Origin of the sequence: Okeania sp. SIO2B3, assembly GCF_010672525.1 — a bacterium.
Taxonomy (GTDB): domain Bacteria; phylum Cyanobacteriota; class Cyanobacteriia; order Cyanobacteriales; family Microcoleaceae; genus Okeania.
Window position 1 is genome coordinate 1 of sequence record NZ_JAAHGH010000049.1, and the last position, 13,984, is coordinate 13,984.

The following is a 13,984-nucleotide window of genomic DNA, read 5'->3' on the forward strand; positions in this document are numbered from 1 at the left end:
ATTTACCTATACCCATTAGGTAATCATTAGGGTTTATTTCTCCTTGAGATTGAATATCTTCTATTAAGTTGTCAATGTCGATACTATATGTATCTCTGAGTAGTTGTTTTTCCCGTTCTGGTAGTTCTAATTTTTCATCATCTTTAAAAAATACTGTGCCAAATAATTCTTTGTCTTGGTGTATATATGCTGTAGTAGAATTATTTCGGGTGGCAATTAAGTCGGTATTATACCCGTTCAGGATATCAATAAAATCATCTAAACTATCAATGATGTCTTGATCGAACCACCATGCTGCTCTCTCTACAGCTTCTTCTATAGTTTTTGCATAGTTTGAAAATGCTGTTTCATGGCTTATGAAGAATAGACCAAGACTTTCATCTCTGTCGGTGATTTTTACCCAGTCACTACTATTTTTATCATCTGTTTCATAGAGCATTACTTGGCTATGATCAATAGCTTCTAATACCCAATTTTCTGATATTAATGGTTCGATTTTTTTGATTAGTGGTAAAGTAGTTTCAACTTCTGTGTGCTGACTATTTGTTGAAGTTTTTACCTCTCCATATTTGCTAAAAACTTCATTAAATTTGTCTGCGTTTTCTCCCCAATAAACTAGGCAATGGGATTGTCGTGCGGGTAGTTTTGGTTGGTAGTTCGTATCTAAGAATTTGATGCGTCCTTTCCAGAAACAGATGGGTTGATTCCATAGTGGAGCGAACCATTTTGTGTCTGTTGATGCTGGTAAGAGGGCGATCGCTTCTGTGACGTTACTGTCATTAACTTCTGAAATCAGTTTCTCTATCCATTTACCAGGACAGCTATAGGGTGGGTTGATGAATACTTTCCCCTGCCATTGTTGGTTGAGTCCGTCCTCTATTGCTGTATAGTGTAGTTTTGCTGGTATGTGCTTCCCATCGTCGGAACAGGGGTCTAGGTCTATTTTTCCTAATACAAGTTCTACTAATTCAACAATTTCTGGTGGTGTGTACCAACAGTCGGAATTTTTAACTGTATTCTTTTCGGTAGTTTCCTCTACTCTGGCCTCTTCAGCTTCGGGTTCACCTTGGTTGAATTCTTGCAATACTGCATCTATCAAGGGTTGAGTAATGGGATTAATGTCTCTGCTCCACCTCTTTGCTGATGATGTTTTCTTGAGTCCGACTTGGTATTCATTTTTTCTGCTGTTCCAAAAGATTTGAAAAAACCTTCTTTCTTGGCCTATGATGATTTCGCCATTATTTTTGTCGTACCAAAGGAGAATAGGTTTTTTGCTTCCTACTATAGGTTTCAGTAAATCCTTGACAAAGTGATTAAGATCGTGATGGTAAGCAGGTTCTTTATATTCATCTTCTGGAATTGGATGTGATTTAATGTACTGAGTTAGCATGGCTTCAAATATATCCAGTTCTTCGCCTGCCATGTTGTCTACTTGAACTACGTTATTTATATCGATAACTTGACTGTCTACCAACTTTTCCAGAACAGGAACTTTCTGTATCGCACGGTTTACAGCATGGATGTTTTCTTGTTTTTGTTCAGAGTAGGAATTATCTACATCGTCGTCGTCGAAATTATCCTCGTCATCAGATGTATCTGATGTGCTGGATGATGTATCTGCTTTCAAACCTTTCAAGATTTCAGCAAAGGCAAGAACGTCGCCAGAACAGTAGACTTTTTTATGTCCGGGACGTATGAACCACCAGCTATTGTTTTGATAACCTACTTCGGCAATTTTTTGGTCTTCGATATAGAAGAAACCCAAACTGGTAAAATTGTCACTGGGATATTTACAGAATTTACTTCCTACTTCAGCAGCAGCATTCTGGAGTTCTTGTTCGATACCACCATTTACTGATGGATTGTCAAATGCATTTTTCCACACAGCATCAGTGAATTTTTGAGTGGTGGGATTAACATCTTTACTCCATCTCTTGGCGGTTTCTGACTTTTTGAGTCCGATGTAATATTCATCTTTTTTGTTGTCAAAGAAGATGTGAAAAAATCTGTGTTCGTTTTTGATAATGACTTCACCACTGGATGAGTTGTACCAAGTAACAACAACGTCTTTTTCGGTATTGTTTTCAGTGGGTGATGATAGACTTTCAGTCCCCTGACGCGATAGAAAATCTGTTCCGCTCCGCGAACGTTCTGTTTGGTTGTCTATACTATTATCATCTAGACAATTATTACTTTCGGCATATTTTGAGAGTTTTGTGTCCGAGACTACATTTTTTTGTTCGTCTTTTCGATAATCGCCATCAACTATTTCAATTACTCGCAGTGTTGGTGACGGTAATGTTGGTAAGATTAATCCGAGTTGTTCGGCAACTTCGGATCGATATACGGGATACTTTGCGAGTATTGGAGCTAATTCTCCTGTTAATGCAGAAATTTTCGTATCTGCATTACTCATGTCTTCTAGACGTTCTTGTTCTTGCTGTAGCTGGATTTGAAGAATACGCACCAGCTCTTGCTGGCTTTGTAGATGTATCATAATGAATTTTATTGATATCGTTTACAGAATTTCCTGGTTGCAGACAGTGGGAATTCCGTGTACATCAGGGCGTGGTGGGTTGCGGGGGTTAATTGAAAATCTTGTATATACGATTCGCGATCGAAAATAACACAACTGCAGCTATATACAACAGTATAGTTTGGTATTTTTTGAACGAACGATCGCAGTTCAAGATTTTTAACATGAATGCAATATCACTTTGATGCAACGGAGGTACGGATGGAGTGATGCTCGGCTCAAGTGTAGTTGGTTGCACTTGATTACACGGGGGAGCGATCGCTACATCCTATCCGGTTAATACAACCCACTTTTTGTGCAATTGATGGGCCAATCGGCGTACTTTTCGAGATGGTTTGTTCTGGCCATTAATCCAGTGGCCAATGGCTCTAACCGAAACTCCTAGAGCCTCAGCTAATGTATCTCTGGAAATATTGAAATTTTTGAGCAGTTGTAGCGGGTCCAATTCTGCTGTTTCGATTTTTGGAGGAAATGGTAGTGGCCAGTTCTTGTAGATTTGTAAAAGCTCAGAGGCTAGCCGTTGGATGGTTTTGCTTGGTCTTGTGGCCTTAGATAGCCATTTTGAAACAGATGAAGGATTGACTCCCAAGGTGTCGGCTAGCTGCGCTTGGGATAGCCACTGGAATTGCAAAAGTAGGGAGACTGGATTTGTCTCCTCGAAAAGTGCTATACTCATAATTCAAAAGTTTTTTAATGATCTTTTTTGGCTATAGGGAAGTTTGTAACTTCCTTGTAGCTTTTTATTTAGCTCTATGGTAACTAAGTATTACTATCCAGTCAAGTACCATCAACAAAATGTTTTTTGAATAACTGACGGAATTCGTTGATGATGTTGGCCTGTTTTAGTATGACCTTGACATAGTCTGGATGCCCTTTGAAATCAGCTCCCCAGTTTTTTATAGATTGCTCGGTAAAACCTGTGACTTTTGCTAGCTCTTCGATACAGCGAGCTTTGTACCCTCGCTGTTCTGGTAAAGTGTTGTAAAGTACAGGGACCCATATTTGACAATACTCTTCAGGACTCATGCCAGTTTTAATATATGAATTATTTTCTACATGGCATTTTGTTATAGGCATTGTCTAGGGTGAATTTGAACTATATCTATATCTATGGTAATCAATAGTTACCTTTGACTCATATCTGGCGATCGCTACAAAACTCAACTCATTTTCTAAAAGCTGTTTTTAGAAAACTATTTTCTAGAACGAATTTGTTCAGCTTTGAGGAGTTGTAATTCTGACAACAAGGTGTGTACAGCCTCTAGGTGCTCCACTTTGAAATGAATTACAAACCCTTTTCCATCCCGGGTATAGCCGGGACAGTTTAAGGCTACCCCCTCCTCACCCTCTCTAAACGTCGTTTTTGTCGAAAACAGCCCGTCGTCGGAGGTTAGGCTGTAATGAGTGTCCGTCCACGTCTTGTGGTTTGACTCTTTGTGAGTAGTTTTGTCCATAACGAGTGACATTTTTATACTGCACGAATCTCGACCTGTCTATATTTGACAAATAAATATAGTTGCCATGTCGAGGTCTACCCAGGCATTAGTTATTTATCTAAATTGTACTATCCTTTTATATTTTTTGTCAAGAATAGTACATAGATTTTTTGCAAAGATATAGTTAGGGTAGTACGAATACTAAATACAATTTATATATGAAGGAAATAATGGATAATAATGCCAAGGCCAGCTAAAGGACGCAAATTAGTTTGTTTCTATCTTGAACCTGAATTAAAGCAGGCCATCGACATACTCAAAGCTGTCGATGGCTTGTCACAACAGGATTGGTTAGAGAGCTTAATAGAAAAAGAAGTAAAAAATCGTAAAGATAGTTTACCAATATCAAAGCCAGAGCCGGGACTAACAATTGCCCAAATAATAAACGATAATTGGGTAGTCTTGGCAGAAGATTCGGGAATTAAATTGGATAAATTATTAAATTTGGCGAAAGGAGCAAAGCCAACAGAACCAGAATTAAATAAACTAGCTGAATCTCTAGATAAAGATATAGATGAGCTTCAGCAAATATGCGATCGCAATTTCCCACATAAAAAGGAGAATGGTAATGCTGCAAAATCTTGAAACTCAGGGTTGGAATTATTTACCGGGTAAGTCTTGTATTGTGCTAGTTGCCCCAGATAGATCGGCAGCAAATGAGATGATTGAATATGCTTATGAATGGCTAAAGGCTATTGCTAATGTATGGGGTGAGGTTGTAATCAGATGGAATGGTTGCAGGCGTGGATTTAATTCCAATACTCCAATTACCATGATGGGAGAGAGCAGGAAAGTTGATTCACTAGCGGTTATATCCGATCTAATTTTTGCAGGCCGAGTTGATGGTACTGTTCAAGTTTGGGATTTAGCTAGTAAAAACCTTGTGACCAACTTCAGTGGCTATCACAGCGACAAAGTGAAGTCTCTAGCTGTTACTCCAGATGGCAAAACCCTTATAAGTGGTAGTGCTGATAAGACCGTAAAGATTTGGGATTTTGATTTTTAATTTTATACAACTTTCAAGTAAGCGACGGAGCTTAAGTACGACATTTTTCGATAGTATTTGCTATCGAAAAAACAGAGTAATAAAAAGATGTGACAAATATGGCCTTAACTATTCCTGATACAATTTCTTCAGCCAGCCGAGGCGAAAAGCGCCTATTCAAGATACTTAGAGATGAACTACCAGATGATTTTTTCATCTACTACGAGCCAAATATTAAAGGCTCCTATCCCGATTTTATTATTCTTAGTCCCGAACTTGGACTACTAATCTTGGAGGTGAAAGGTTGGAGTGCCGACCAAATTCTTAAAGCAAACCATCAAATATTTGAAAATGATCTTAATCTTCTTCCAAAGCATTATTTATGGAAACTCTTAATTTTTCAGCCAGCGCCCGAACATGAGGTTCTCTAAACATGGAAGTGTGACCACCAGGAACTTCATAAACCTCCAATTCTCCACTAGCTAGTTTACCCCAACCCATTTGAGGGTCAACTTGCCATCCTTCAGGTGTTGACTTATGAATAGCTCGGAATAAAGCGACTTTGCCTGGGTAAACTTGGGGAACATATTTTCTACCCGCTTGTTTATTAGCTCTTTGTACAATTTGGTTGGGATGGATATTGTCTAAGGAACTTGTATACTTATGGGAAAGCTTGAAGGAATTTCTTTGATTTCTCTCTTTAATTCTATGCTTGAACCACTGGAATCTCCCTGTTATTTTCTTGAGGATATAGTTTGCTCCAAGTTTCCAAAAGTTATCAAAATGCTCGGAAAGTCGCTGATTTAGTGGTATTCGAGTGAAACATCCTGGTGCTGGAGTATCAAATACAACTAATAGAGCCACCGTTTGACCTTGGGCGATTAGTAGTTGAGCTACTTCCAAAGCTACCATACCTCCAAAGGAAGAGCCTCCCACAATATAAGGTCCTTCGGGTTGGATAGTTTGTATTTCTTTGATGTAGTGAGCAGCCATATCTTCTATTTTAGTTAGAGGGGGTTGCTTTCCATCTAAACCTTGTGCTTGCAGTCCATAGAATGGTCGCTCTAAACCTAACTGAAGTGCTAATCTTCGGTAGTACAACACACTCGCACCAAGAGCGTGGATACAAAATAAAGGGGTTTTAGAACCAAGTGGTTGAATTGGCACTAGCGATCGCCATTGTGCTGACCATCCTTTTTTACGAATGACGCTGGCTAGTTGTTCAATCGTTGGTGCTTGGAAAAGGGTTGCTAGTGGAATCTTGTTGTGCAATTCCTCCTCAATTTGGCTAAACAAATGCACGGCTAATAGGGAGTGACCGCCCAAGTTAAAGAAATTATCTTCGATGCTAATAGGTTGGATGTCTAATGTTTTTCCCCAAATGTGGGCTAGTTGGAGTTCTAATTCATCACGGGGTGCAACAAAAGTTTGTTCTGCTTCTTGCTGAATAAGTTCATCAATTTGTTTAATGAGACCATCAAATTCACCCGCTTCTAAACGCTGTTTAAGTTGCAAACGTTGAATTTTGCCCGTTGCTGTTCTGGGAATTGCTTCCTTCTCAATGGGAATTATGTAAGTGGGATTTACCCCCAAGGATTGAGCTACTTTTCCTCTAATTTGTTTAACTAATTTTGCTAACTGACTATCTTCTGTAATTATTGTGTGGAAAAAGATAGCTAAATCGTCAGTTTCGCTATCTTGTTGTCGGATAGCACAGGCAATGGTGTAAGCAGGTTCAACACCTTCAACTTCTTCGGCTACTAACTCAATTTCGTGGCAAGAAAAATTCCGAGCATTGATGATAATAGTTTCTTTTTCACGTCCTGTAATTGTTAATTTTCCATCTTGCAGAAAGCCTAAATCCCCCGTGTTCATCCAACCATCTTCAGTAAATAGCTCGCGAGTCAGCTCTGGAGCTTTATAATAGCCTGATGTCATTGATGGACCTGTAACCTGAATGCGACCTATTTGACCTTCTTCAAGGATACTGCCCTGTTGATCTACTATCCTTATAGAATGTCCTCTTGTTGGCTTGCCGATTTCGACAAAGCGATCGTTATCAGGTGTTTTGGTTAAGGAGAAACCTTCTCGACTACCTGCAATTGGTCCACATTCAGTCATGCCATAAGCTGGACGTAAAACATTAGGTCTGAGGTTATATTTACTCAATATATCTAAAAAACTTCGGGCGGTTTTAGCAACAATAGGTTCGGCTCCAATGCCTATTTTTTGTACAGAGGAAAAGTCCCAATCTTTGGAAGGATTAGTTTTTAGTTGCTCAACAATAAGTGATAAGATAAAGTTAGTTGTTTGGGCATGGGTTACTCGATACTTACTTAAGATATCAAGCCACAATAAGGGATTGCAAATTATAAGTTCTGCTGGCAAATATATATTTTTTTGAAACCTGTTTGGAAGTATAGTGACTAGACCACTAATGCTTTCAAGGGGAAACCAACTCAAAAGGGTTTGGATTGGGGAATCATTATTTTGACTAATCGATTTTTTAAAAAAACGATAAATAAAAGTTTGACTGCTTATTTCAACTAATTTTGGCTTTCCCGTGGTCCCAGAACTAGGTAACAGTAACGCTAGTTCATCGGGCTGGAGTAGGTGTAATCTTGTATCTGAACTATGGGTTTCAATTTCTTCAATTATGGCAGTCTTGACATTTTTTTTTCCATATAGCTGTAAGCCAGCATGAATTTGTGATGCTAGTTTTGCGTTAGTTAGTATTGTGGGACAGTCTAATTGTTGCCAAATATTATGTAGTTTTAATAAAGCTTGGTTTGGTTGGGAGTAGTCGGGGGCAATCAGTACAGGGACTGGGATAAAACCACCCATGATACAACTCCAGAGGGCAGGAGCAAAGTCCTGGCTAGTGTCTATTTGAAAGATGATAGTGTTTCTAGGTTGTAAACCACAAGCTTGTAATCCAGTCAATATCTTTTGAGCACGTTTCCATATCTGGGAATAGGTCTGTACAATTTTACTTCCCTCTGATTGGATAAAAATAAGTTGTTTCTCCAAATTTAATTCCACAACATACTTTAAACCCATATTCCACAGGTTGTTTCGGCTACCAAGTATTTTTGTATCTTTATTATGCATACGTTACAGTCTATTGTATAGCAAACTATAATACATAGTATTTTTTACAAACTTCTCCAAAATTTCCTAACCTGTCTCAACCTGGATTTCAGACTTATCGCTGGAAATCAAAATAGGCAGGGTGAAAACAAAGAAAAATTACAAGATTTAATTTTTCACGATCAATCCCTAGTAAACGTTGAGTGTCTTGCGGATATTTTTGGAGATACTCCAAAGTCGATTTTGCATCATTTTTTGATTTTTATAGCAGTAAGCCGTTAGCTTTCAGCAAGAGCGTCCAAGTTCTGCCAATTCAAGCTATTGGCACTTTGTAATTGTCCTAACCTCCGTCGGTATTGCTATACTACTGGGCGTATCCGAATCATCAGAATTGATTATCTGAAGTCGCCTTAATATATCTCTTGCAAAAGTTACAAAAATCAGCGATTTTTCTATCCTCTTAATCCAATATTGTCATTGCGAGGCGATGATTTTAGCATTAACTCACCTGATAAAAGCATTAAAGCCGAAGCAATCTCCCATTTCTTCCCCAAGATTGACTTATGCAAGAGGTCTAATAATTCAATATAAATTGGGAATAAGTGACTGGGAGACAGTGGAACAAATTCGAGAGAATCCGTACATACAATATTTTATATCATGTCCGGATGATTAGTGATAAAAAAAACTTTCTCTTTCTTCTTCTTTTTTCCCTCCTGACTCCTGACTCCTTCATCATTTATTTATAACTGTTCAACCGGACATGATATTATTGGGCCGAAGAGTATGTCTTTACCATTCAGCCATCTGTCCTGCAATTCGTCCGAAATGAGAGCCAAATAGTAGTCCTGTTCCACCAGCATAATTATGATAATAAAGTCCACCAGCCAACTCACCTACTGCAAAAATATTTCGGAAAACATAGCCGGATTTTGAAACAATTCTGGCACTCGAATCAATCTTGATACCTCCATAGCAGAAAGTTAGACCTGCTCTGACAGGTGCAATATAGAATGGCTTTACTTCAATAGGAGATGGCTTCTCTTTAGACTTGAAGTGTGTAAGATTTATCCTGTGATTCTTAAAATTTTGGTTGAATTGTGCGATAGTCATCTCTAAATTTTCTACCGGAATTTTTACTGCATAAGCTAAACCTCGCAATGAATCAGCTCTAAAAAGGTTATTAGTTAAAAAATACCCATGAGATACCTTCTGTATAGAGCAACTGTCAAATATTTGAAATGCAATAGCATCTGGCTGTTTAATAATTGCAGAGCCAAACTTTGCATATAAAAAATTGGGAAGATCGGCATGCTCATCAAAAAAACGTAAGCCTTTTTTGTTTACTGTAATCCCAAAATTGAAGGCATAACGTGAATTGTTTTGACTTTTTTCATTATCTCCAGGCAATATTTCACTAAATTTTGAACATTGTGGTGTTGCATGACAAGATGAATAATCACCACTAAGTTTAAATTGATGCTTCAGAGCTAGCTCGATGCCTTTTCCCGTATTAAAAGGAACACCTCTTAAGTTAATATCTTTCCATTCCTCTCCCAAAAACCGTTTTCTCAGTGTCTTATTTGCCTGAAAACTACCACATGCGAGGATAAGATTGCGAGAATAAAAAACTCCTCTGCTCGTAACCACCTCAATTTTCTCTTTGTTAAAAGCAATATCTTGAAGTTCGGTATCATACAGAAAATGTGCCCCCATTCGTTCTGCCACAGAAAAGTTAATTTCCTGTAACTTACTGCCTGAACCTTTTATCCGAATCGGAAGACTTCCTGACAAAATATTTGGCTTTACCTCCCACCTGTGCCCCAAACTATAAAGCCACCGAATTGTTTCAAACCCATGTCTAACTAAACAGGTTAGAATTTCGTGTGAAGCTTGTCTTTTAGTGATTCGCATAATATCTTGATACATCTGTTCAGGACTATATGACTTATACTCCTTCAGTAATTCACTTCGCCTCGAATCGTCCTTGTCGATCAAAAAAAGAATATCTTCTATGGATGTATGAGGAAATCTGAAATTCATAGTCAGAGAACTGTTTCCTCCTCTCAAATATTTGGGTGACTTTTCGACAACTAATACCCTCGCGCCTCTTTGGATACCAGATATAGTTGCACATAATCCAGCATTTCCAGCTCCAATAACTATGATGTCATACATTAGATCTTTATTTAGCAAAATGGGTCTTCCTCTAAGTATGGGTACTGAATTCTGCTTTTTTCTTTGGTCAGTGCATAACTGCTGTAAGCTCTATATAAAATTAGTGATTGTCTTTTTTTTATAGGACAAGTATAGATAGTTTCAAATGGAAATTGAATTGCTTTACAAATTTCCATTATATCGTATTTTTGATAGTTGATTTTGGTTGGCGGAAGGTTAGAAACTTTTATTAAAAAGTAGCGAAGTTTATTCAAAACAGCAGAAGTGCAAAGATTTCTCATTCGTTTCAAGCTTAAAATATTGTTGCTAGTGTCACTGCTACTTTTGCACAGGAAGTTTCCTGCCAACATTAGCGCCTCAATTCTGGATGACATAAGAGCATCAGATTGGTTTTCCTTGAGTGAAGAACCACATAAAAAAATTGGCAAATTTTTATTTTGCAAGACTGCCAAAATGAAAGGTGATGCTTGAAGAGTTGTATAATAGTCTATGAAATATTCAAGAGGAAGATTTTCACGACTTCCAATTTTTCTGATCTTTCTGTCCTTATACCAAATTTCACAAAGTATATGTCTTTCAAGCATCTCCAGAATAGCATGTTGTTCGGCTAGATTTGATTTTGAGTGTGCGCCAAGTCCCGTAGTACCAATTAATGGATTGCCGTTGCGTATCAAATAATCTTTTGCTAACATTATGCGTGTAACCGTTGGATCTAAATAATTACTGAACAAGAGCGGTTTCATTGAAAGATTTGCTAATGGACTAGCCATAACTCGTTCGAGAATTTCAATTCTGGAGATCAATATAGCTTCATCAAAACATTTTTTTCCACTGTGACCAAAAAATAAATGACGAATACCTTGTCGATCTATTAGTACAGTTGAACTATCAACATAGTATGTATTCCGATCTAAAGGATGGGAATAGAAAGTAGAAATAATTGGAATCCCATCAAAATGTCCCTTTATTAAATAATCTTTCTCCATATTTACAGTAGATCATTGAAACTGTCTCTAATACGTTCACCGACTGTAGTTAATTTTGCCTTTTCAGAATAGACAGTATCCAATCCAATTTCTAGTTGTAGCTTGCAAAGTTGCAAGCGATCTCGGAAGCGAATATCCATACCCATCATAGAAAGCTTCTTAAAAATACTAACCATTCGCTTCAATACAAAAGTTGCATGAAATATTCCACGCATTGGTCTTAGATCGTCGCGAATTGGGGCACGAAATTCTTTCTGAGAAGATGGATTTAAGACTATTTTGTCATGAAAGAACAAAGCTTCAAGTCTCAAATGTGAAAACTCATGCACAATATGTTCAATCCAATATCCAACTTGATCTTCTAGCTCGTGGGGTACTCTTAGCCATATAGCTCCAAAGGTTCGAGGTGAAGTATCACCTCGAAGAACTTTTCCTCTAAATAGTTTAATATGGGTAACAAACTCCTTGAATTCAGCGAAAAATTCAGGCTCCGCATCTTGAATTAATGTAATTGCTGAACGAATATTTTCTTGATGTACAGTGAGTTGATTATTCTCAATAGGTAGGATATCTGCACTTTCACCACGAATATTCTTTTGGTCATAAGAACGCAAATGTTTTATGTAAGGATATTCCCATGATTCAGTTTCTATGGATGTAATAGTGTATTTACAAGGATATAGCAAGTATAACCCAGAAAAATTTTGGTACATTGTCGCCAATCTAGCTTTGATAACTGTTACTGTTTTTGTTTTCATGGCCTCACGAAGTTCATATGCCTCAAGAAAAATAAGAGGATGCCAGCGGAATTCCACATCTAACCCTTTAATAACCCTAGTTATGTGGCTGCAGTCAATATTTGTATGTTGCAGACAATCTAGATGCATTAGTACACTCGTTTTAACAACTTCTCTTACTGACTTGTTAATTTCAAAATTAAGTTTTGAATTTGGAATGACCGTTTGCCAGTCTAAGGGGACTTTACTAATAATTTTATCCATAGACATTCTTGAAAAAATTAACACCCTACAATGGTTGAAATCTTTATCTAACTTTGCTTAGGGAAATTTATAGTTGAACGAATTATTTTGATTATTGACAATATTAGAGTTGTTAAGAAATAAAAATTAAACAATGCTCAAAATCTTATAGAATAAGCTTTTCAGGATATCCGGAAGAAAAAAGCACTATAAACTATAGAGTTGTTGGTAATTAAGCTAAAAAAATGGCTAAAACCCTTATCAGTCAAAGTTTATAGCATTCTTTATGCCTTAAATCGTAAAAGCCTTATATGGTAAGCTTTTGAGCATTGTTCAACTTTTATTTCCCAACAACTCTTATGATTAATAAAGGTTTGAGCCATTTTTTTTACTTAATTCCCAACAACTCTATTATCAATAAAGAACTTGAAAAGTCTGCGTTCGCTTTGCGTGCTTAAAGCACCGCAGGGATTTCTCAACTACTAGAGTTAATTGATAATCAATGTCTTAGCAGATTTTGCCTATAAGCCTTAATGGTTTTATGTTACAGATGTTTTGTGATATCGAACTCAGGTGAACTCTTATTGTTTGTGGAATTACCAATACGCATCAAAATCATGACTGCTTCAGATGGCTATAGTTGTTGCAAGTAACCCGCTAGGCAATGTGAGGTTTTTATAGCAGCGCCAGATTGCTTAGGACACTCTAATTATGCCTTAAGTTATTACAGGGTATTTGGTAATAATAAAATGTTCTAAGAGTCATGGCGGCTGCTATATTTTGATTTCCTGAGATGTCTATAGTTCTATAACCAAGGCTAAGTACATTAGTTTACACACCTCATGTCAATGAGCAGGCTAATCTTCCTGTAATGCTGCGGGACTAATAACTTCTGGTGGAAAATTATCAAAATTGACAACTTCAAAACTGTCTTGAGGCATTTCTTGAGCTACTTCTTGAGCCACTTCTTGAGCCACTTCTTGAGGGGCTTCAACCTTTCCCACACACTCTTGAATAATTTCTTGATCTTTCATAAAAGTCTCCGTTATGCACAATATAAGTTAATAGTCCGGACAGTTTTCGCTTGTTATCCCTGAAACCCTGATTATACTGTTAGCAATTAGGGCTAGATGGTGTGGCTGAAAAATTGTCCGAAGTACTCTACACATTTAATTATAACATCGAACGGTGATTCTTGTCTCTTTTTTTCATTTTATCGCCTTATTCTTGCTACTGGAGTTTAGACTAAATTTTGGGGTCTTCAGATAATTTGCTCAGAAGCAATGAAGACTTGAAACTCAGACCCCTTGGAGAATATAAGGGGTGCTGATGTTTTCAATGCTGTTGATCATTTTTCTTTTTTGGCGAGGCAAGGATGAACCTGACATTATTCAAACTATTCAAAAACTATTCAAAAAGTCTTTCCAGGGCACGATTAACCTATAGCACAGGCTATGGATAAGTAGAATGGTGGAAAAAAACAGAAGTATGTAACGAAAAGTAAATTCCCAAAAACTCTTTTCCCTTCTGCCTTCTGCTATCCTGTTCTTGCCTTTTTATAACGATAATTTTCAACACCGACCTACTTAATTGACTAAAAAGTGTTTGTAATGCTGCAATGCGAAATAGTTTCAGTCTTATTGGCCTATTTCACTATTCTCCGTCGGCAAGTTTCCGGCCTGCCTTAATTAGTCTAAACCCCAGTTGCTATGTGACAGGGTAGTGCAGTAAGC

Annotated in this window: 13 protein-coding genes and 1 pseudogene; 5 read left to right on the forward strand and 9 right to left on the reverse strand. The window is 37.5% G+C overall.

All coding sequences use genetic code 11. From position 1 onward, the window contains the following. On the reverse strand, nucleotides 1–2,497 hold a 2,497-nt coding region (locus tag F6K15_RS24150), incomplete at its 3' end, for a DNA N-6-adenine-methyltransferase (RefSeq protein WP_293065384.1). Between the two features lies 1 nt (nucleotide 2,498). Between F6K15_RS24150 and F6K15_RS24155 the strand changes: the two genes are divergently transcribed. Beyond that, nucleotides 2,499–2,627, forward strand: a complete 129-nt coding sequence (locus tag F6K15_RS24155) for a hypothetical protein (RefSeq protein ID WP_293065387.1) — start codon at nucleotides 2,499–2,501, stop codon at nucleotides 2,625–2,627. 177 nt (nucleotides 2,628–2,804) lie between these two features. Here F6K15_RS24155 and F6K15_RS24160 read toward each other — a convergent pair whose 3' ends face one another. From F6K15_RS24160 to F6K15_RS24170, 3 genes are all read right to left on the reverse strand, one after another. Further along, nucleotides 2,805–3,212, reverse strand: a complete 408-nt coding sequence (locus F6K15_RS24160; RefSeq protein WP_293065389.1) for a helix-turn-helix transcriptional regulator — start codon at nucleotides 3,210–3,212, stop codon at nucleotides 2,805–2,807. A gap of 101 nt (nucleotides 3,213–3,313) precedes the next feature. Continuing rightward, nucleotides 3,314–3,613 (reverse strand): hypothetical protein, encoded by a 300-nt coding sequence (locus tag F6K15_RS24165; RefSeq protein ID WP_293065392.1) that lies wholly within the window; start codon nucleotides 3,611–3,613, stop codon nucleotides 3,314–3,316. 273 nt (nucleotides 3,614–3,886) lie between these two features. Then, nucleotides 3,887–4,015, reverse strand: coding sequence for a hypothetical protein (locus F6K15_RS24170; protein ID WP_293065395.1), 129 nt, complete (start codon nucleotides 4,013–4,015; stop codon nucleotides 3,887–3,889). Nucleotides 4,016–4,212: 197 nt separating this feature from the next. Between F6K15_RS24170 and F6K15_RS24175 the strand changes: the two genes are divergently transcribed. The 3 genes from F6K15_RS24175 to F6K15_RS24185 all read left to right on the forward strand — a co-directional run bounded on the left by F6K15_RS24175 (nucleotide 4,213) and on the right by F6K15_RS24185 (nucleotide 5,448). Then, entirely contained in the window at nucleotides 4,213–4,617 is a 405-nt protein-coding gene (locus F6K15_RS24175; protein ID WP_293065398.1) for a hypothetical protein, read from the forward strand. After that, the gene (locus F6K15_RS24180) at nucleotides 4,601–5,038 is read left to right on the forward strand and encodes a WD40 repeat domain-containing protein (protein WP_293065400.1); all 438 of its coding nucleotides are present in this window, start codon (nucleotides 4,601–4,603) and stop codon (nucleotides 5,036–5,038) included. The genes F6K15_RS24175 and F6K15_RS24180 overlap by 17 nt, the downstream gene beginning before the upstream one ends. Nucleotides 5,039–5,136: 98 nt before the next feature. Continuing rightward, the gene (locus F6K15_RS24185) at nucleotides 5,137–5,448 is read left to right on the forward strand and encodes a nuclease-related domain-containing protein (RefSeq protein WP_293065403.1); all 312 of its coding nucleotides are present in this window, start codon (nucleotides 5,137–5,139) and stop codon (nucleotides 5,446–5,448) included. On the opposite strand, the gene F6K15_RS24190 is transcribed toward F6K15_RS24185, so the two are convergent. Continuing rightward, nucleotides 5,375–8,128 carry a non-ribosomal peptide synthetase gene (locus tag F6K15_RS24190; RefSeq protein WP_293065406.1) on the reverse strand — a complete coding sequence of 918 codons (2,754 nt, stop codon included), beginning with the start codon at nucleotides 8,126–8,128 and terminating at the stop codon, nucleotides 5,375–5,377. The genes F6K15_RS24185 and F6K15_RS24190 overlap by 74 nt on opposite strands. A 466-nt stretch (nucleotides 8,129–8,594) precedes the next feature. Between F6K15_RS24190 and F6K15_RS39115 the strand changes: the two are divergent. Further along, nucleotides 8,595–8,765 (forward strand): annotated as a pseudogene (locus F6K15_RS39115) (transposase); the annotation flags it as partial. A 134-nt stretch (nucleotides 8,766–8,899) separates the two neighbouring features. Here the strand turns inward: F6K15_RS39115 and F6K15_RS24200 are convergent. The 4 genes from F6K15_RS24200 to F6K15_RS24215 all read right to left on the reverse strand — a co-directional run bounded on the left by F6K15_RS24200 (nucleotide 8,900) and on the right by F6K15_RS24215 (nucleotide 13,285). Further along, a complete protein-coding gene (locus tag F6K15_RS24200; protein WP_293065408.1) occupies nucleotides 8,900–10,303 on the reverse strand; it encodes an FAD-binding protein in 1,404 nt (467 codons plus the stop codon). Next, nucleotides 10,297–11,271 carry a hypothetical protein gene (locus tag F6K15_RS24205; RefSeq protein WP_293065410.1) on the reverse strand — a complete coding sequence of 325 codons (975 nt, stop codon included), beginning with the start codon at nucleotides 11,269–11,271 and terminating at the stop codon, nucleotides 10,297–10,299. The genes F6K15_RS24200 and F6K15_RS24205 overlap by 7 nt, the downstream gene beginning before the upstream one ends. A 2-nt stretch (nucleotides 11,272–11,273) precedes the next feature. Then, nucleotides 11,274–12,029 (reverse strand): HEXXH motif-containing putative peptide modification protein, encoded by a 756-nt coding sequence (locus F6K15_RS24210; protein ID WP_293065413.1) that lies wholly within the window; start codon nucleotides 12,027–12,029, stop codon nucleotides 11,274–11,276. Nucleotides 12,030–13,108: 1,079 nt separating this feature from the next. Further along, nucleotides 13,109–13,285: a hypothetical protein gene (locus F6K15_RS24215; protein ID WP_293065415.1), complete on the reverse strand. Its 177-nt coding sequence runs from the start codon at nucleotides 13,283–13,285 to the stop codon at nucleotides 13,109–13,111. Nucleotides 13,286–13,984 lie beyond the last annotated feature (699 nt).